This window comes from Serratia sp. CY47280, assembly GCF_052168655.1.
Lineage (GTDB): Bacteria > Pseudomonadota > Gammaproteobacteria > Enterobacterales > Enterobacteriaceae > Serratia > Serratia bockelmannii.
Genome location: NZ_JBJNMG010000001.1, coordinates 380431 through 399231 on the forward strand (window position 1 = coordinate 380431; position 18801 = coordinate 399231).

The 18801-nt window shown below is 60.0% G+C and carries 20 protein-coding genes; 7 read left to right on the forward strand and 13 right to left on the reverse strand.

Annotation, left to right across the window (positions count from 1 at the left end):
- The first annotated feature begins 11 nt into the window (after nt 1-11).
- Entirely contained in the window at nt 12-872 is an 861-nt protein-coding gene (gene pdxY / locus ACJ8J4_RS01950) for a pyridoxal kinase PdxY (protein WP_043141216.1), read from the forward strand.
- 39 nt (nt 873-911) lie between these two features.
- Here pdxY and gstA read toward each other — a convergent pair whose 3' ends face one another.
- The 4 genes from gstA to ACJ8J4_RS01970 all read right to left on the reverse strand — a co-directional run bounded on the left by gstA (nt 912) and on the right by ACJ8J4_RS01970 (nt 3909).
- Nucleotides 912-1517: a glutathione transferase GstA gene (gene gstA, locus ACJ8J4_RS01955; RefSeq protein WP_025302671.1), complete on the reverse strand. Its 606-nt coding sequence runs from the start codon at nt 1515-1517 to the stop codon at nt 912-914.
- Between the two features lie 92 nt (nt 1518-1609).
- The gene (dapA, locus tag ACJ8J4_RS01960) at nt 1610-2494 is read right to left on the reverse strand and encodes a 4-hydroxy-tetrahydrodipicolinate synthase (RefSeq protein ID WP_049209383.1); all 885 of its coding nucleotides are present in this window, start codon (nt 2492-2494) and stop codon (nt 1610-1612) included.
- Between the two features lie 360 nt (nt 2495-2854).
- Nucleotides 2855-3118 (reverse strand): DUF3811 domain-containing protein, encoded by a 264-nt coding sequence (locus ACJ8J4_RS01965; RefSeq protein ID WP_004938373.1) that lies wholly within the window; start codon nt 3116-3118, stop codon nt 2855-2857.
- A gap of 95 nt (nt 3119-3213) precedes the next feature.
- Nucleotides 3214-3909 (reverse strand): HD domain-containing protein, encoded by a 696-nt coding sequence (locus ACJ8J4_RS01970; RefSeq protein WP_212637253.1) that lies wholly within the window; start codon nt 3907-3909, stop codon nt 3214-3216.
- A 202-nt stretch (nt 3910-4111) separates the two neighbouring features.
- Here ACJ8J4_RS01970 and ACJ8J4_RS01975 point away from each other — a divergent pair, with 202 nt between their 5' ends.
- Complete coding sequence (locus tag ACJ8J4_RS01975; RefSeq protein WP_004938379.1) at nt 4112-4504, forward strand: nuclear transport factor 2 family protein; 393 nt, start codon at nt 4112-4114, stop codon at nt 4502-4504.
- On the opposite strand, the gene ACJ8J4_RS01980 is transcribed toward ACJ8J4_RS01975, so the two are convergent.
- Nucleotides 4501-4770 (reverse strand): hypothetical protein, encoded by a 270-nt coding sequence (locus ACJ8J4_RS01980; RefSeq protein ID WP_004938382.1) that lies wholly within the window; start codon nt 4768-4770, stop codon nt 4501-4503. The genes ACJ8J4_RS01975 and ACJ8J4_RS01980 overlap by 4 nt on opposite strands.
- A 276-nt stretch (nt 4771-5046) precedes the next feature.
- Between ACJ8J4_RS01980 and ACJ8J4_RS01985 the strand changes: the two genes are divergently transcribed.
- Nucleotides 5047-5427 carry a nuclear transport factor 2 family protein gene (locus tag ACJ8J4_RS01985; RefSeq protein ID WP_025302674.1) on the forward strand — a complete coding sequence of 127 codons (381 nt, stop codon included), beginning with the start codon at nt 5047-5049 and terminating at the stop codon, nt 5425-5427.
- A 712-nt stretch (nt 5428-6139) separates the two neighbouring features.
- On the opposite strand, the gene ACJ8J4_RS01990 is transcribed toward ACJ8J4_RS01985, so the two are convergent.
- A complete protein-coding gene (locus ACJ8J4_RS01990) occupies nt 6140-6520 on the reverse strand; it encodes a RidA family protein (RefSeq protein WP_025302675.1) in 381 nt (126 codons plus the stop codon).
- A gap of 182 nt (nt 6521-6702) precedes the next feature.
- On the opposite strand from ACJ8J4_RS01990, the gene ACJ8J4_RS01995 reads away from it, so the two are divergent.
- Nucleotides 6703-7557 carry an aminoglycoside phosphotransferase family protein gene (locus ACJ8J4_RS01995; protein ID WP_025302676.1) on the forward strand — a complete coding sequence of 285 codons (855 nt, stop codon included), beginning with the start codon at nt 6703-6705 and terminating at the stop codon, nt 7555-7557.
- Here the strand turns inward: ACJ8J4_RS01995 and ACJ8J4_RS02000 are convergent.
- A complete protein-coding gene (locus ACJ8J4_RS02000) occupies nt 7522-8025 on the reverse strand; it encodes a cupin domain-containing protein (protein WP_033652588.1) in 504 nt (167 codons plus the stop codon). The two genes, ACJ8J4_RS01995 and ACJ8J4_RS02000, sit on opposite strands and share 36 nt — an antisense overlap.
- A gap of 100 nt (nt 8026-8125) precedes the next feature.
- Nucleotides 8126-9313: a benzoate/H(+) symporter BenE family transporter gene (locus tag ACJ8J4_RS02005; RefSeq protein ID WP_264383924.1), complete on the reverse strand. Its 1188-nt coding sequence runs from the start codon at nt 9311-9313 to the stop codon at nt 8126-8128.
- A gap of 115 nt (nt 9314-9428) precedes the next feature.
- On the opposite strand from ACJ8J4_RS02005, the gene ACJ8J4_RS02010 reads away from it, so the two are divergent.
- Both ACJ8J4_RS02010 and ACJ8J4_RS02015 read left to right on the forward strand, forming a co-directional pair.
- Nucleotides 9429-9992: a helix-turn-helix domain-containing protein gene (locus ACJ8J4_RS02010; RefSeq protein WP_025302679.1), complete on the forward strand. Its 564-nt coding sequence runs from the start codon at nt 9429-9431 to the stop codon at nt 9990-9992.
- Between the two features lie 194 nt (nt 9993-10186).
- Entirely contained in the window at nt 10187-12280 is a 2094-nt protein-coding gene (locus tag ACJ8J4_RS02015; protein ID WP_025302680.1) for a prolyl oligopeptidase family serine peptidase, read from the forward strand.
- A 76-nt stretch (nt 12281-12356) separates the two neighbouring features.
- On the opposite strand, the gene dtpA is transcribed toward ACJ8J4_RS02015, so the two are convergent.
- The 5 genes from dtpA to rsxD form a co-directional block, all read right to left on the reverse strand.
- The gene (gene dtpA, locus ACJ8J4_RS02020) at nt 12357-13871 is read right to left on the reverse strand and encodes a dipeptide/tripeptide permease DtpA (protein ID WP_264383925.1); all 1515 of its coding nucleotides are present in this window, start codon (nt 13869-13871) and stop codon (nt 12357-12359) included.
- A 604-nt stretch (nt 13872-14475) separates the two neighbouring features.
- Nucleotides 14476-15117, reverse strand: a complete 642-nt coding sequence (gene nth / locus ACJ8J4_RS02025) for an endonuclease III (RefSeq protein ID WP_019455952.1) — start codon at nt 15115-15117, stop codon at nt 14476-14478.
- On the reverse strand, nt 15117-15815 hold the full coding sequence (locus ACJ8J4_RS02030; protein WP_025302682.1) for an electron transport complex subunit E: 699 nt from the start codon (nt 15813-15815) through the stop codon (nt 15117-15119). Before ACJ8J4_RS02030 ends, nth begins: the two co-directional genes overlap by 1 nt.
- Complete coding sequence (gene rsxG / locus ACJ8J4_RS02035; RefSeq protein ID WP_025302683.1) at nt 15812-16441, reverse strand: electron transport complex subunit RsxG; 630 nt, start codon at nt 16439-16441, stop codon at nt 15812-15814. The genes ACJ8J4_RS02030 and rsxG overlap by 4 nt, the downstream gene beginning before the upstream one ends.
- A gap of 9 nt (nt 16442-16450) precedes the next feature.
- Nucleotides 16451-17536 (reverse strand): electron transport complex subunit RsxD, encoded by a 1086-nt coding sequence (gene rsxD, locus ACJ8J4_RS02040; RefSeq protein ID WP_089196521.1) that lies wholly within the window; start codon nt 17534-17536, stop codon nt 16451-16453.
- A gap of 366 nt (nt 17537-17902) precedes the next feature.
- On the opposite strand from rsxD, the gene ACJ8J4_RS02045 reads away from it, so the two are divergent.
- Nucleotides 17903-18796, forward strand: a complete 894-nt coding sequence (locus tag ACJ8J4_RS02045; protein WP_025302685.1) for a helix-turn-helix domain-containing protein — start codon at nt 17903-17905, stop codon at nt 18794-18796.
- The last annotated feature ends 5 nt before the right edge of the window (nt 18797-18801 follow it).

Consider the following 18801-nt stretch of genomic DNA (forward strand, 5'->3'; position numbering starts at 1 on the left):
GAGTTCTGTCGATGAAAAACATTCTTTCTATCCAGTCGCACGTGGTGTTTGGTCACGCCGGCAACAGTGCGGCTGAGTTTCCGATGCGCCGTATGGGCGTCAACGTCTGGCCGCTGAACACGGTGCAGTTCTCCAACCATACGCAATACGGCCAGTGGACCGGCTGCGTCATGCCGGCCAGCCACCTGACTGAGATCGCGCAGGGCATCGCCAATATCGATCAGCTGAAGCGCTGTGATGCGGTGCTGAGCGGTTATATCGGTTCGCCGGAGCAGGGTGACCATATTCTGGAGATCGTGCGTCAGGTTAAGCAGGCGAACCCGAACGCCTGGTATTTTTGCGATCCGGTGATGGGGCATCCGGAAAAAGGCTGCATCGTGGCGCCGGGCGTGGCCGAGTTTCACTGCCGCCAGGCGTTGCCGTGCAGCGACATGGTGGCGCCGAACCTGCTGGAGCTGGAAATGCTGAGCCAGATGGCCGTCGCCAACGTGGCCGATGCGGTGCAGGCCGCCCGCGTGCTGATCGCCAAAGGGCCGCGGCTGGTGCTGGTTAAGCACCTGGCCCGCGCCGGCTATCACGCCGACTGCTTCGAAATGCTGCTGGTGACGGCGGACGAGGCCTGGCACATCAGCCGGCCGCTGGTGGACTTCGGCGCGCGTCAGCCGGTCGGCGTCGGCGATTTGACCAGCGGTCTGCTGCTGGTGGATCTACTGAAGGGCGAGGCGCTGGATAAAGCGCTGGAGCACGTGACCGCCGCCGTGTATGAGGTGATGCTGACGACTCAGGAGATGGGGGAATACGAGCTGCAGGTGGTGGCGGCGCAGGATCGGATCGTGCAGCCGCGCAGCGAATTCAAAGCGGTAAAACTGTAAGTGCAACGGGCCCCGGCGATGGCCACCGGGGCCGAGTGTTTACTTCAATCCTTCGGCGTTCAGCGCCGCATCTACCGCCGGGCGCGCCGCAACGCGATCGAACCAGGCCGCCAGATGGGCGTGCTTGCGCACGTCAAACTGCAGGGCGAATGCCCAGCGCAGCACGGTGAACAGGTAGGCGTCAGCCACGCTGAAACGGCTCCCCAACAGGAAGTGCTGCTTCGCCAGCACCGAATCCAGATAGCTGAACTGCTGCTCCAGCCTGGCGCGCGCGATGGTTTTGTATTCCTCGGGCGTCTTCGGGTTGAACAGCGGGCTGAACCCTTTGTGCAGTTCGGTGGCGATGTAGTTCAGCCATTCGATCGCGTGGTAGCGCGACAGGGTGCCCGCCGCCGGGATCAGGTTGCGGTCAGGCACGCGGTCCGCCAGGTATTGTACGATCGCCACGCCTTCGGTCAGCAGGCTGCCATCGTCCAGCAGCAGCGCCGGGACCTGTCCCTTGGGATTGATGGCGAGGTAATCGGCGCCGCTCTCGGTTTTCTTCTGCGCCAGATCGACCTTCTCCGCCGTAAAATCCAGCCCTGCCTCGCGCAGCACGATATGCGGGGACAGCGAACAGGCGCCGGCTTTATAGAACAGTTTCATCGGAAGCTCCTTGTTGATGACGAATGACGGGCATGCTTAACCTCTCATCGTAGTCCCATAGCGCCAAAATTACAGCGGCTTAGCTTACAAATTTAACCGATGAGCGCCTCGGCTGTCTGCAGCTGCGCCAGCGTTGCGGCGATCTGCTGTTGCAGCGCCTGCGGCGCCACCTGCATGGGCGAACGTAACTCATTGGCGATCAGCCCCTGTTGGGCCAGTACCGTCTTGACCGGCGCCGGATTCGGGAAGCTGAACATCTGGTGGATCATCGGCAGCAGCTCATAGAAGTTGCTGCGCGCAGCGGCCAGATCGCCGGTGGCGACTTGCTGTACCAGCTGGACGAAACGCTCCGGGTGAACATGCGCGGCGGCGGAAATGGCACCGGTGCCGCCGAGGCACAGCGTGGTGAGGATCAGATTGTCTTCCCCGGTCATCACATCGATTTCGCCGTCGGCGATCAGCGCCATGGTAGCGTCAGGGTTGCCGCCGCAGTCCTTGATGGCGGTGATGCGCGGGTGACGTGCGAGCCGGCGCAGCGTGGCCAGCTCCATGGCGATGCCGGTGCGCTGCGGAATGTTGTACAGGATCACCGGCACGGTGGAGGCGTCGGCCAACTGGGTGAAATAGTCGATCAGGCCGCATTGCGAAGGGCGGATGTAGTAAGGCGCCGGGATCAGCACGCCGGCGATGTCGCGCAGCTGAATGGCCTGCTGCATCTGCAGCGTGGCGGCCATGTTATTGCCGGAAAGGCCCATCACCACCTGGTGTGCGGGCGCCACTTCCAGCACGGCGTCGAGTACCGCCAGCTGTTCTTCTTTGCTCAGCGCGGCGGCTTCACCGGTAGAGCCGCAGACCACCAGACCATCGATGCCTGCGTCGAGCAGGTGTCGCGCCAGGCGTTTCACTGCCGCCAGATCGACGGCATCTTGATTGAAAGGGGTAACCATCGCCACCCAAATACCCGAAAATGAGGCCATAAAATATTCCTTCTGTGTGACCGACAGAGAAGCCAGATGAGAAAATTGAAGGCGGGGCGTTGCAGGCCATCCAGTCAGCTCATCTGACGGGACAGCGCGCCCCGGTCAAATGAGCGTCTGTTTCTTCGATTTAACCGCCGCCAAACCGCCAACGGACAACGCAGGTGTCATCAGAATATCAGCGTTGCGTGGGTAGGCCATGGCAGTCTCGTGAAAAGGGGAAGTGGGGTGATAATGAATATTCTTCATCAGGCTGTCAATTTACAACAGATTGATAACATTGTTATTCATGATTCATCAGCAGGGATGAGTTTGGCTAATAAATAAAATCCCCGCCGCGGCGGGGAGGGTTTGACTGGCTCAGCGCGGCGGGCGGGAGCCGATAGTGGCAGACCAACTGAAGGTGTCGCCGCTTGGCCGGTAGCGGTTGGCTTTGCGTTCTGCACGCTCTGCCTTAGCGAGCTTTGCTCTGGCGGCCATGATGCGCGCCACCACTTCATCCTTGACCTTGTGCTGTTCGGCGTTGGTCAGCGGCCGGCCGTGGCTTTTACGCGCTTTGTCCAGCTCGGTTTTGACTTCCCGTTGCTCGCTTTCCGTCATCTCTTTCAACGTCAACTTTTTCATCTGTGCCGCCCGTTCGGTGAAGTTGGCTTTCAGTTTAACGGTGTTATGTGACCGAAAATGTTATGGGCATAACGAAAATGCCCCGTAGGCCGGCATTACACCTCTTCCAGCAGATCATCGACAAAACGCCGCATGCGTTCGGTGCGAAGCTTGGCCATGTGCCGCCCGGCGGCAGTCTGGAAGCCGTCTTGCAGTTTGAACAGCTTGGTTTCGAAGTGATCCAGGCTGAAACGTTTGTCGTCGTATTGGCGATGTTCGGCCCGCGGGTCGGCGGCGTCGTACAGCGCACTGCGCATGCGGCCGCCGATATAGAAGCAGCGCGCCACGCCAATCAGGCCAATGGCGTCGAGACGATCGGCGTCCTGCAGGATCTTTGCCTCCAGCGTTTGCGGGGGGATGCCAGCGGAAAAACTGTGCGCTTCAATGGCGTGGGCTACCGCCGCGATGTCCGCCGGCGCCCATTCCAGCCGGGTCAGCGTCAGCGTGGCTTGCTCCGCCGCCATGCGCGAGGCCAGATGGCGCTGCGGCGAGTTTTTTTCCACCGCCACGGCGTCATGCAGCAGCACCGCCGCGCAGAGAATGCGCCGGTCGCCGCCTTCCAGCTTGCTGATGTGGCGGCAGTTCTTCCAGACTCGATGCAGGTGCGCCACGTCATGCGAACCGTCGTCCGACTCGAGGGTGAGCGGCAACAGCGTTTGCGCCAGCGTTTGGTAGGGGGAAAACGGTTGTAACAACTCTTGCGTCAGCGAGGGTAAAGACACGTTCAGCTCCTGTTGGGGAAAATCGGTCAATCAGCATAGCCGTGTCGGATGCCGGGAAAATGACAGAAAAATGGCTATTGTTTACTAAAGTGCAACCCACTATTGTCATAACTGCGGTTTTTGCAGCGAAACAAGCAACCTAGAATAGCCGCATTCCGCCGTCTCCGCTTGGTGAGAGCCTGTGTCCGCGGGGATGGCCGGAATATCCTCATCAGCCATTTGGAGAAGAGACATGCCAACCCCTCTTGAAATAGTGCGCGCAACCTATGAAGGCAGCTCCGAAGAAAACGGCCGCAATCTGCTGGCGGCGCTGGCCCCCGATGCAGAGTGGACCGAAGCCGCGGGTTTCCCTTACGCCGGTACCTATATCGGCCCGGAGAACATCATCAAGAACGTGCATCAGCGCCTGGGCAGCGAATGGCAAGGTTACCGCGCCGACGTCGATCACTTTTACGATGCCGGCGACAACGTGATCGCTCAGGGTTTTTATCACGGCACTTACCGGGCCACCGGCAAATCCTTCAGCGCCTCCTTTGCGCATATTTATACGCTTCGCGCCGGAAAAATCGTGAAGTTCGTGCAGATCGTCGACAGCGCTAAAGTGCTGGAAGCAATGCAGCCTTAATCGCCGCTGCGCTTGCCGAATTTGCGGTCGAACTCGCGCCGGTAACCCCGGGCCTTGTTGCGATCGCGGATCCACAAATAGCCGCACACCAGCGCAACCGCTCCCGAGAAGGTGACGTTGCGCATATCCCGGTCATACCAAAACACCAACAGCGCATCTAGCGCAGCAATCAGCGCGATCCATTTGTACATATGGGATTGGCGCCGCGTGGCGGCGTTGAGTCGTTTTAACTGTCTGGCTTCGTCCAACACCGGTTTTTGCTGCATAGCGTTTCGTTATCATCAGGCTGTTCACGCTAAATTAGCAGAATTTCCCTAACCGCCGCAAAGATTAACGCGTGGCGTTATGCGGTTTTCACCGCCCCTGGCGCGGCGCAGAAAATTTATGCGCGGGCGCTTGAATTACCCATCGGGCGTGATAGGTTATTTATTCGCTATTTTTGGTTTTTTATTCAAATCTCGCCGTGTCATCAAGCTGCAGCACTGGGCGGTTAACGTGATGGGTTCGACGTATGCGGCGGTTAACTTCGGCAGGAGGATGTGATGAACGATAAAACGGCACGCCCGCAGGATGTGGTTCAACAACAGCTTGACGCCTATAACGCCCGCGACATCGAGGCCTTTATGGCCTGCTGGGCGGACGACGCGCAGTATTACGAGCATCCCGACACGCTGCTGGCCAGCGGCAAGGCGGCGATCCGTGAACGGCATCTTGTGCGTTTCCAGGAGCCGAGTCTGTATGGCGAACGGATAAAACGCATGGCGGTGGGGAATATGGTGGTCGATCAGGAAGTGGTGACGCGCAACTTCCCGCAGGGGCGCGGCAAAATGGATGTCATCGCCATTTACGAAGTGGAACAGGGGCAGATCGCCAAAGCCTGGTTCAAGATCGGCCCCTGCATGCCGGATGAAGGTGCGCTCTAGCCGCAATGCCGCTCACTTAAGCCTGAGTGGCATTTTTCTTATCCAGCCTCTGGGCGTTCTGTGCAGGGGAATTGCCGTCAATGTTCCGCATTTCTTTGTGGCCAACATGAACGGCAATTGTAGGGGCCGATGGCGCGGCCCCTACACCCGCGCCTTTGCTTAACACCGCCTGTCCGCTGCGCGGATACCCTCGCCGTGTCTGCATTGTCGGGCGGGTCGGCTGCGACAAACGTCCCTGTTAGTCTCGCCTCAACCGGCCTTCCCTGGCCGGTTGCCCCTGACAACGCCGCCTTGCTCGGCAGCCGGTGATGCGCGTTAAAGGTCAACACCCGAGCTGGCAGCTACCGGGAAATCTGCCGCTGATGAGGTTATGGCAGAGAAGTTGGAGATGAGCGCGGTGTTGGGCGCCCTTGAAGACGCCGAACGCAGGCATAGCGCATTAGGAGAAACCGCCATGGACGGCGGTTTCAGGTGAGACAGGCAGGGACGCCTGTCGCAACCGGCCTCAATGTGCTATGGCGGAGAGAGGGCAGTTGGCAAAGCCAACCGTCTGATAGGGCAAAGGCGCGGGTTGCCAGGGGCCGCGCCTTCGGCCCCTGGCTCGGTCGAGGTGAGTGAGCCACATGAGGCATCTCACTTTTATCGACCGAAAATGTCACGAACGCCTGCAGAAAAACGCTTAACTGAATCAGCATTGTGCTCTAGCCGCGCATTATTGCAACGCCATCACCGCCTCTATCTCTACGCACACCTGCGGTGAGAACAACGCGCTGACCGCCATCAGTGAACAGGCCGGCAGCGCGCCGTCGAAATAGTCAAACAGCACCGGGCGCACGCCCGCCAGATCGGCGATGTCGGTCAGGAACACGCTGATTTTAATCAAGGCCTTGAGATTCACGCCTTCGCTGGCGGCGATGGTCGCCAATTGCTCGAGGATCTCCTGCGTCTGTTCCGGCGCGTTCAAGCCTTGCGCGTCGGTGGCGAAGGCCGTCAAGCCCGACACATACAGGCGATCGCCGTGGCGCACCGCATGTACATAGGGGCCGCCCGGCGTAGGCAACTGCGGATAATTCGTGCGTTTTAATGATGTCATGATCAAACCCCGCGCAAGACCGGTTAATAAAATCGACAAACTTGGTTAGGATACTGAGAAAACGGCGGCCAGACGCCGCACACCGATGATATTTGAGAGTATCATCCCTCTTTATTTTATACGTCGTCTCTCACCCGAATGTGACAGTGCGGCGCAGATCGGCCACAAGGACGCATGAGACGATGAACCCGCTTTTTACTCCCTACCTGCAACGCTGGCAACTGGAACAGGACGGCAAAGCCTTCGAAACCCACAGCAGTCTGCTGATGCCGGTGCGTTACCGGGGCGAGGCCGCCATGCTGAAGATCGCCCGCGAGCAGGAGGAGCGCTTCGGCGGCCAGCTGATGTGCTGGTGGCGCGGGGAAGGCGCCGCGCAGGTGTTGGCGTGGCACGAAGACGGCATTCTGCTGGAGCGCGCACAGGGCGAAAGCTCGTTGGCGCAGCTGGTGCGTGACGGCGACGATGAGCAGGCCACGGCGATCCTGTGCCGGGCGATCGCCGCCTTGCATGCGCCGCGCGCGGCACCGCTGCCCGAATTGATCCCGTTGCAAGAGTGGTTCAGCTCGCTGTGGCCGGCGGCGCAGGCGCACGGCGGCATGCTGCGTCTCAGCGCCACGACGGCGGCGGAATTGCTGAGTAGCCCGCGAGATGAAAGCGTGCTGCACGGTGATATCCACCATGACAACGTGCTGGACTTCGGCGAACGCGGCTGGCTGGCGATCGACCCCAAGCGTTTGTACGGTGAACGGGGCTTTGACTACGCCAATATCTTCTGCAACCCCAACTACGGCATCGCCACCGATCCGGCCATTTTCCAGCGGCGCGTGGAACAGGTCTGTCGCTTGGCCGGGCTGGAACGCCGGCGCTTGCTGCAATGGATCCTGGCCTGGGCGGGGCTCTCCGCCGCCTGGTTTATGGAAGACGGGCAGGCGGCGGATATCGACTTCCGCGTGGCCGAGCTGGCGGCGCGCGCGTTGGATCTCCCGTTGCCGGCCGGCGATTCAGGGTTCATCCTGCCAGTAATCGAGCGAGGCTGAAGGGCGTTGCAGATAACGCACCTGTTCGCCGTCATTGCCGCGCGCCATCGCCTGGTATTTGCCTGAGTCCGGATACATCACCACTTCCGGCTGTTCGCGCGTGCTGACGGACAGGTACTTCAGCGGCGCATCGGAGGTGTTGATGATCTGGTGCGGGTATTCCGGGCCAGGCGGAATGAAAATGACATCCCCGCTGACGATCGGCAGCATTTCTCCGGCCACGCGCAGCGTACCGCTGCCTTCCAAAATGATGAACATTTCCTCCTGAGCATAGTGAAAATGGTAGGGGCAGGAGCGCATGCCCGGCGCCACACAATCGAAAGAAGCGCCCAGCTTGTCGGCGGCGGTGCCGGTGCCGAGGCGAGCGCCGACGCTGTCATACAGCGGCGGCCGTCGGTCATGCTTCATCTCTACCTGTTCGACATTGCGTATCAGACGCTGGGCCAACAGCGCGGCTTTCTCGGTCATAAGCTTCCTTGGTGACGGCGTCACTTATTAGGTGGATTGACATTCAGACGACAGAGAAAGTGAAGGCGCCACGGCGCCGCTTGTCAATGTAGACCGCCCGTTACGCCTCGGAGGCTCGCCGCGGCAGCGACAGCAGCAGATGGGCGATGGCGCCGCCGACAATGCCCCAGAAGGCCGAACCGATGCCGAGCAGCGTGACGCCGGAGGCGGTGATGAGGAAGGCGATCAGCGCCGCGTCGCGCTGTTTTTCATCATGCAGCGCGCGTTGCAGGCTGCCGCCGATGGTGCCGAGCAACGCCAGCCCGGCAATGGTGTGGATCAAGGCGACCGGCAACGCGCTGAACAGCAGGCCGATGGCGCCGCCGAACAACCCGGCCAGCAGGTAGAAGCCGCCGGCGGCCACCGCGCCCATATAGCGCCGCTGCGGATCGGGATGCACGTCCGGCCCCATGCAGATGGCGGCGGTAATGGCGGCGATGCACACCGAGAAGCCGCCGAACGGCGCCAGCAGCAGTGCGGTCAGCGCCGTCCAGGCGATCAGCGGTGAGGTGGGGACGCGGTAGCCCGCCGCCTGCAGCGTGGCGATGCCGGGGGCGTTTTGCGAAGCCATGGTGACCACGAAGAAGGGCACGCCGATGCCGAGCAGCGTCGGCCAATTGAAATGCGGCGCGATAAATTCCGGCATGGCGAACGCCGGCGCTTGCTGCGTCAGCTGGATATTGCCCTGCAGCGCGGCGATCGCCAGCCCAACCGCCAGCGTCAGCACGATGGCGTAGCGCGGTTGATAACGGCGGCTGAGCAGATAGGCCAGCCCCATGCCGGCGCTGAGGGGGAAATTGAGCTGCAGCGAAGCGAAGGCGTCCAGCCCGAAACGCAGCAAGATCCCCGCCAGCATCGCCGCAGAAATCGCCTGCGGGATGTAGTCCATCAGGCGGGCGAACAGCCCGGTGACGCCGCACAGCAGGATCAGACCGGAAGCGAAGATAAACACGCCGATCGCCTCGTTGATCGGCGTGCCGGGCAGGCTGGTGACCAGCAGCGCCGCGCCGGGCGTCGACCAGGCGGTGAGGATCGGGGTGCGGTAGTAAAGCGAGAGTCCGAGCGAGGTGACACCCATCGCGATCCCCAGTGCGCTCAGCCAGCCGCCGATCTGCGCCGGCGTGGCGCCTGCGGCGGCGGCGGCCTGGAAAATGATCGCGGCAGAGCTGGTGTAACCCACCAGAACGGCGACAAAGCCGGCCATGATGGCGGGCAGGGTCAGATGGCGCAAGGAGAAGGCTGGGCGCATGAGGAGCTCCAATCGGTAATTGTGCGTTATAACGCACGACAAGAAATCAGCATAGCACCGTGCGCTATAGCGCACAAGCGGGTATAATCGGGCACGATACGCAGAGGAGAACAGGATGCAGGAACTTGCCGGCCATTTGGCGCACACCCTTCGCACGCTGCGCACACAGCGCGGCTGGAGCCTGACGCAGGCGGCGGAATACACCGGCGTCAGCAAAGCGATGCTCGGGCAGATTGAACGCGGTGAATCCAGCCCGACGGTGGCGACGCTGTGGAAGATCGCCACCGGCTTCAACGTGGCGTTCTCCGCCTTTCTTGAGGCGTCGCCCGCTCAGCAACAGGCGACGCTGCACCGCTACGGTGAACTGCCGGTGTACGATCAGGACAATGCTGATATGCGCGTGGTGCCGCTGTTTCCCTACGACCGCCAGCTGGGTTTCGATATGTTCGTCATCGATCTCGCACCGGGCGCGCTCAGCGAATCGTCGCCCCATGAGCCGGGCGTGATCGAGCATGTGATCGTGATCAGCGGCCGACTAGAATTGGCGATCGACGGCGAATGGCACAGCCTGGCGGCCGGCGAAGCGATGCGCTTTCAGGCCGATCGGCCGCACGCCTACCGCAACGCCAGTTCACAAACGGTGCGCATCCACGATCTGATCCACTATCCTCAATCCTGACTCAACGCGGTGGCCGCGGGCTTTGACTCCGCGCCGCCAAACGCCTACCTTGTTGAAAATGACTCTTATTTCACAGGCTGTCGCCCATGACGGGGCGGCGTTGCAGCCGACTCAAAAGGAGCTTGATTTTGCCGGTCACCAATCGACGTCAGTTCATTAAACTCAGTGCGCAAACCGCAGGAGCCGTATTCGCGATGACTTCATTACCTAACAGTATCCGCCTGGCGATGGCGGCGGAGGGCGGCGCGGCCGCCGGCGATGACTTCCTGTGGCTGGAGGAGCTGCAGGGTAAAAAAGCGCTGCAATGGGTGCAGCAGGAAAATCAGCGCACCGTGGCGCGTTTCGGCCAGGGCGAAGACTTTCAGCGCATTGAGCGCGAAGTCCTGGATATCCTTAATAAAGACACCCAAATCCCGTGGGTGAGCAAACGCGGCGAGTACTATTACAACTTCTGGCAGGATCGGGCCAACCCGCGCGGCCTGCTGCGGCGCACCACGCTGGACGAGTACCGCAAGGCCAAACCGGCCTGGGAGACGGTGCTGGATATCGATGCGTTGGGCAAAGCGGAGGGCAAGGATTGGGTCTATCAGGGCTCGCAACCGCTGGCGCCGGAATACCGTTATTGCCTGATGCAGCTGTCGCCGGACGGCGGTGACGCCACCGAGATCCGCGAATTCGATCTGGTGGCCAAACGCTTCGTCAAAGACGGTTTTAATGTACCGGTGGCGAAAAGTCGGGTCTCCTGGGTCGATCGGGATACGCTGTTCATCGCCACCGATTTCGGCCCCGGCTCGATGACCCAGTCCGGCTACGCGCGCATCGCCAAGCGCTGGCGGCGCGGCACGCCGCTGAGCGCCGCCGAAACGCTGTACGAAGCGCAGCCCGAGGACATGGCGGTCTTCGCCTATCACGACCGCACGCCGGGTTTTGAGCGCGATTTCGTCGGCCGCAGCCTGGACTTCTACCGCCGCGACTATTTCTTGCTGATGCAGGACGGCCGGCAGAAAAAAATCGACATCCCGGCCGACGCCGAGCTGGATACGCATCGGGAATGGCTGCTGATCAAACCGAGCAGCGACTGGGAGGTGGGCGGCAAGCGCTATCCGTCCGGCGCGCTGCTGGCGGCCAACTTCGATGACTATCTGGCGGGTAAGCGCGAGCTGCAACTGCTGTTTACCCCAACGGCGGAGCAGGCGCTGAGCGGCTACAGCGGCACCCGCGATCATCTGATCCTCAGTATCATGGATAACGTGGTCAACCGTCTGGAAGTGCTGACGCCGCAGGGCGGCAGCTGGCAACGTCGTTCGCTGGGCAACCCCGGCGCCATCAGCACCCTTTCCGCCGGCGGCATCGACGAAGAGAGCAACGCCTATTTCCTGACGGTCAGCGGGTTCCTGCAACCGACCTCACTGTATATGGGCAACCTCGATGGCGGTGAGGCGACGCTGCTGAAACAGGCGCCGCAGGATTTTGACGCGTCAGGCTACCAAGTGAGCCAGCATTTTGCGCGTTCCAAGGACGGCACCCGCGTGCCGTATTTCCAGATTGCCGCCAAAGATCTCAAACCGGACGGCAGCACGCCGACGCTGCTGTATGGCTACGGCGGGTTTGAAGTGCCGCTGCTGCCGGGCTATCTCGGCGGCAAGGCGCCGGCCTGGCTGGAACGCGGTGGGGTATACGTGGTGGCCAACATCCGCGGCGGCGGCGAATACGGCCCGGCCTGGCATCAAGCGGCGCTCAAGCAGAACCGCCATCGCGCCTACGAGGATTTCGCCGCCGTGGCCGAAGATCTCATCGCACGCAAGGTGACCTCGGCACCGCATCTGGGCGCGCGCGGCGGCAGCAACGGCGGCCTGTTAGTGGGCAATATGCTGACGTTGTATCCGCAGCTGTTCGGCTGCATCGTTTGCGAAGTGCCGCTGCTGGACATGCAGCGCTATACGCAGCTTTCTGCCGGCGCGTCGTGGATCGCCGAATACGGTGACCCGAGCAAGCCGGAGGAGTGGGCCTACATCAAGACCTTCTCGCCGTACCACAACATTCAGACGCAGACGGCCTATCCGCCGGTGTTGTTCTATACCGCGACCAGCGACGATCGGGTCAACCCGGCCCACGCGCGCAAAATGGCGGCGCGCATGCAGGCGATGGGGTATCAGCAGGCTTATTTCTATGAAAATACCGAAGGCGGGCACAGCGCCGCCGCCGACAAGCAACAGGCGGCATTCCACAGCGCACTGGTAAGCGAATTCATGTGGGCCAACCTGAGCGATAAACCCAAATCAGCGTAAACCCGTTTATTGCGGGCATAAAAAAACACCGGGGCGTTAACCTCGGTGTTTTTATTTACGCCCAATCTGCCGACGATCAGTGAGCCGCGGTGGCTTCCTGCGCTTTCTGATTGGCGTCTTCGGTGGTATCCAGCGTCATGCGGTACAGTTTCGGCGCGGTCAGCATCATCAGGATAGCAATGACGGCGGTGACGATGCCGATTTGCATAAACACATGGCTGTAGATGGCCAGCGAAGCGTGCGCGTCGTTGATGTCGCTTGGGACGGCGGTCAGACCGGCAACCTTACCGGCGATCAGCGCGGCGGCGGCGGTGGTCAGGAACCAGGAACCCATGATGAAGCCCATCAGACGCTGCGGCACCAGCTGTGCCACCATCGCCAGACCCAGGCCGGAAATCATCAGCTCACCGATGCTCTGCAGCGCGTAGCTCAGGATCAGCCAGTTGACCGACACAATGCCCTGTTCGTTGGCGAAGCTGGCGCCCCATGGCAGCACCAGGAAGGCGCAGGAGCACAGGATCATACCGAAAGCGAACTTGTGCGGCATCGGCAGGCGATCGCCCATTTTGTTATACAGCGCGGCCAGAATCGGGCTGGCGAGCATGATCCAGAATGGGTTCAGCGCCTGATACTGCTCAGGCTCGAAGGCGATGCCGAAGATGCTGTGTTCCACGTTGTGGATGGCGAAGAAGTTCAGTGAGGTTGGCATTTGGCTGTACAGCACGAAGAACACCACCGCTTCCAGCATCAACAGGAAGGCGACGATCATCTTGCGGCGTGCGGCGCCGTGCAGGGCGAAGGTTTCCTTGGCGAACGCCAGCACGATGCCGGCGGAAACGAGGGCCAGCGCCCAGCGCGCGATCACCTGGTTGTGCAGCAGCCAGCTGGACACGGCGATCAACGCCACGATGCCGACCAGCACCATCAGCAGTTTCGGCAGATGCAGCGGCTTGAAGTCAGGCTTGGAGCCGTTTTCCTTCACCCACTTGTGGCACATCATAAAGTTGACCAGGGTGATCAGCATGCCGACCACGCTCAGGGAGAACGCCACGCTCCAGCCGTATTTCGCTGCCAGCCACGGGGTGGCCAGCATGGAGAAGAAGGAACCGATGTTCACCGACATGTAGTACATGGTGAAGGCGCCGTCGAGACGCGGATCGTCTTTCTCATAGCAGGTGGACAGCAGGGAGGACGGGTTAGCCTTGAACAGGCCGCTGCCCACGGCGATGGTCGCCATACCCATGTAGACCCAGAAGATGTCGTGGCCGGAGTAGGCCACCATGGCGTAACCGGCGGCCAGCACCAGTGCGCCGAGCACGATCACGCGTTTGGCACCCAGCACCTTGTCGCCCAGCCAGCCGCCGATGGCGACGAAGCCGTATACCAGGGCGCTGAAGGAAGAGAACAGGGTGATGGAGTCGGCTTCGCTCATGCCGAGCATCTTGACCAGATAAACCGCCATGATGCCCTGCAGGCCGTAATAGCCGAAACGCTCCCACAGTTCGATCGAGAAGATCAGATAGAACGCTTTCGGTTGTTTGAACGCGTTAAGGCTAACGCTCTCCGGGTGTTGGTTGTTTGCTGTTGACACTGGTACCTCTGTTTTTTCGCAGCCCGTCTTTGGAGGACGGGAAAGTACAAAAGTTGATGCGGAACGGCATCCTTTTGCGTTGTTATAGGATGGGGACGGCGGTTAATGTTCACTATCTTTGTCAACGTGGCAAGCAGTTTGTCATATTCGGTTACATTTAACGCTCGCAGGATTATGCTGCGATGTTGCAAATGTTATGCAGTATTAACTTTCGGGTTTTAATGATTTGCCGATTTTTTGTTTTGATTAAAAGCTATACGGATTTTAAACAGGGATATATTCTGCTGAATTGCTATTTTTTAGCGCATCAGTGTATGTGTGGTTATTAATCCATTGGAATGTTGTGCATATGACGCATTTTGTAAAATTATAGAAATTTAAGAAAACGGGGCTGGCATTTGTGAACGCCTTGTGATCCTGAAAGCGTGACGTTCACCGCAATTTTCGACTAATTTTTCGCTTGAAAATAACACGGCACTGAGTTTTTCACTGAAAACCGCGATAACACCGGGGTTACTGCTGCGCGATATCACATTTCCGATAAAAAAGAGGCGCTGGCGGGGAGAGATGAAGCGACGGGTGCGGTTTGCCGCACCCAACAGGCTCAGGATTCCGGATAAACCTTTTCTTTATACTCGCACAGGTCTTCGATAATGCAGGAACCGCAGCGCGGTTTACGCGCGATGCAGGTGTAGCGCCCGTGCAGGATCAGCCAGTGGTGGCAATCGACCTTGAATTCGGCGGGCACCACCTTCAACAGCTTCTCTTCCACCTGATCGACGTTCTTGCCCGGCGCGAAGTGGGTGCGATTGCACACCCGGAAGATATGGGTGTCGACGGCGATGGTCGCCCAGCCGAAGGCAGTATTGAGCACCACGTTGGCGGTCTTGCGGCCGACGCCCGGTAGTGCTTCCAGCGCGGCGCGATCCTCCGGTACTTCGCCGCCGTGCAGCTCCAGCAGCATGCGGCAGGTCTTGATCACGTTTTCGGCCTTGCTGTTGAACAGACCGATGGTCTTGATGTACTCCTTGACGCCATCAACCCCCAGCGCCAGCATGGCGGCGGGGGTGTTGGCGACCGGGTAAAGCTTGGCGGTCGCCTTGTTGACGCTTACGTCGGTGGCCTGCGCAGACAGCAGCACCGCAATCAGCAGTTCAAATGGCGTGGTGTACACCAGCTCGGTGGTCGGGTGCGGGTTGTTGTCGCGCAGCCGGGTCAGAATTTCCAGTCGCTTCTGCTTGTTCATCAGGCCTTCTCAGCACGTCCTTGTTCCAACAGCGGTTCCACTGCCACGGCGCGGGCTTTGCGTGCCTTCATTCTTTCGTCGATCAGATATTTGACCGCCAGCAGCAGCCCCAGGCCGATAAAGGCACCCGGCGGCAGCATCGCCAGCAGGAACGGGCTGTCGAAGTGCACCACTTCGATGCGCAGCGACTTGGCCCAACTGCCCAGCAGTAGGTCGGCACCGTCGAACAGCGTGCCGTTGCCCAGCAGTTCGCGCATCGAGCCCAGCGTCACCATCACGCCAGTAGCGCCGAGACCGATAGCCATGCCGTCCAGCGCCGAGAGGCCGACCGGCTTCTTGGCGGCCACCGCTTCGGCGCGGCCCACCACGATGCAGTTGGTCACGATCAATGGAATAAAGATGCCCAGCGACTGATACAGCCCGAAGGCATAGGCGTTGATCAGCATCTGCACGATGCTCACCACCGCGGCGATGATCATCACGTAGATAGGAATACGCACCTCGCTCGGTACCCAGCGGCGCACCGCGGAGATGGAGGCGTTGGTCAACGTCAGCACCAGCGTGGTGGCCAGCCCCAGGCCCAGCGCGTTGGTGACGGTGGACGTCACCGCCAGCAACGGACACATGCCCAGCAGCTGCACCAGGGCGGAGTTATTTTTCCACAACCCCTGGACGATCAATTCTTTGGCTTCACTCATTCGCTGGCTCCACACGCAGGTAAGCTTTCAAGTTTAGGCGGCAGCGTTTCCATATACAACGCCGTGCGCCGCACCGCATTGACCACCGCACGCGGGGTGATGGTCGCGCCGGTGAACTGGTCGAACATACCGCCGTCTTTCTTCACCGCCCAGCGCTTATCGTCAGGGCCTTCGATTTTCTTGCCGCTGAAGAAAGAAATCCAGTCGGAAATGCGTAGTTCAATTTTGTCACCCAGCCCCGGGGTTTCGTGGTGCTCAATCACCCGGGTGCCGAGCACCGTGCCGTTGAAATCAGCGCCGACCAGCAGCTTGATGGCGCCGGAGTAACCGTCCGGCGCGGTGGTTTCCAGCGCAGCGGCGGTTGGCTGCCCGTTTTTGCGCGCCAGGTATAAACGGTGCGGCGCGCCGTCTCCGAGCGCCGGGTCGCTGACCAGGAAGCACTCGTTCTGCATGATGTTGTCGTAGTTTTCTGGCGGTACCACCTGATCGAGCAGTGCTTTTTGCTGCAGCGCCGCCTGATGGGCGATGGTGGTTTTCGTCAGGGCGTAGACCACGGCGGTCAGGCCAGTGGTGACCGCCGCAAACACCGCCAGCGTGGTGCCGTGCTTTCTCATGGAATTCAGCATGGCGGCTCCTTAGCGATGGCCGTACACGCGCGGCTGCGTGTAGTGGTCGATTAACGGGACGGTGATGTTGGCGAGTAGCACGGCGAAGGCCACGCCGTCAGGGTAGCCGCCATAGACGCGGATCAGCCACACCAGCACGCCGATCAGCGCGCCGTAGATTAAACGGCCCTTCGGCGTAGTGGAGGCGCTGACCGGGTCGGTGGCGATGAAGAACGCGCCCAGCATGCTGGCGCCGGAAAACAGGTGGATCAGCGGCGAAGCCTGATGCGCCGGATCGAGCCACCAGGCCAGACCGGAACAGAAAGCGATGGCGGCCAACATGCTGAACGGGATATGCCAATGGATCAGGCGGCGCGCCAGCATAAACAGACCACCGGCCAGGAAGCCGAGGTTGACCCACTGCCAGCCGATGCCGGCCAAGGCGCCGCCGAACAGCGGCTGCTGCAACACCTGTTCCACGCTGTGGCCGCTGCGCAGGCCGGTTTTGAAGCCATCGAGCGGCGTGGCCTGGCTGATGCCGTCCACGCCCATCTGCAGTTCATGCAGCGTCGCGCCTTGCGAAGTATGGCCGCTGAAAATGGCCAGCAGTGTGTCGTGGAACGGCAGCGCGGTGGCGCGCAGCTCATCCGGCGGCAGCCAACTGGTCATCTGCACCGGGAAGGAGATCAGCAGCACCACGTAACCGACCATCGCCGGATTGAACGGGTTCTGCCCAAGGCCGCCGTACAGCTGCTTGGCGATGACGATGGCGAAGAACGTACCGATGACGATCATCCACCAGGGTGCCAGCGGCGGCAGGCTGATGCCGAGCAGCAGCGCGGTCAGCAGGGCGGAGTTATCCGCCAGCCGGCTGCGCACCGGCAGCTTGCGCAGTTTTAGGATCGCGCCTTCCGCCGCCAGCGCGACGATCGCCGCCAGCGCCACCTGGATCAACACGCCGTAGCCGAAAAACCAAATCTGCGCTGCGATGCCGGGAATGCACGCCAACATCACCCACAGCATAATGCGGCTGGTGCTTTGCTGGTTGTGGGTGAACGGCGAGCTGGCGATGTGTAAGCCTTTGGCGGCTGTGGGTGATACCGGCCTGAACTTCATAGAGTAACGATACCTTCTGCGCCGCGCCTGCGGCAGTTTCGATGCGCCGAATTGCGGGCGCGGCAAAAAATAATAGCCGAGCATTCTACCTGATTCGATGCGAGGGTAATACGCCTTAATGGTAGGGGTATTCGGCTTTCCGCACATCTGGCGATCGGGACGGCGCGATTTGATTTTTTTTTGGCCGGTAAATGGGCTAACGTGAGGAATTGTCAGTGGAACTTGTGCCGCCATCGACCGCGGAAAATGGGTTAAGCGTCTGAATGAGATATCATTTTTCTCCAGATTTCCGCACAAAATAACAACTTTCACATAATCCGTGTAGGTTACTATCGCGAACATTATTGAGTCAGTGAATCCATAATAATGACAAATGAAGACATTTTTTTTATTGAAGAGCTAATTGAGTGGGTGGAGATACATCTGGAGAAACGGCCAAACCTGGATGAAGTCGCGCGTATTTCGGGCTATTCCAAGTGGCATCTGCAGCGTAAATTCAAGCGTATTACCGGCATTCAACTCGCCACCTATATCCGTTCGCGCATCCTGACGCGCGCCGCGGTGGCGCTGCGCATTACTCGCCGCTCCATCATCGACATTTCCGATGAGCTGGGCTTCGATTCACAGCAGACCTTCACCCGCATGTTCAAGCAGCGCTTCGGCACCACGCCCAATCGCTACCGCTCGATGGCGCACTGGGACGTGAAAAACCTGATGCCGCGCTTTAACTTCGAAGCCAGCTACGGTGCCGGTTATTATCCGGAAGTGAAGCGGTTGACGCTGCCCGACATGCAGTTGGTCGGCTTCACGCGCCGGTTGGATTTCGCCTCCGAACAGGAGCTGGAATATTCTTCCTGCATGGCGATGAAGGACGAGATTTTCAACGACTTCTTCAAGGGGTTGCACGTTGACTGTCGGCGAATTTACAGCATTTATTCTCCTCATGCCGGGGAGGGCGACGAGCTCTCGTCCACGTTGGTGATGGCGGTCGATCCTGAACACAAAAAGGATATTCTTTCCAACCATCAGATCGACACCTTCCATCTGCCGAGCCGCGAGTTTATCTCCATCAACCATAAGGGCACGGCGAAAGAGTGTCTGCAGTTTTTCGGCTACCTGATGTCGCATGTGATGCCGGGGCTGAAGGATGAGGTGCGCGGCAGTATGGAAATGGAGATCATTCAAACCAAAGAGTGGAACCCCGAGTCCAAACTGCGCCAGATTGAAGTGGATTACACCTACCTGATTTCTATCGATTAAACGGC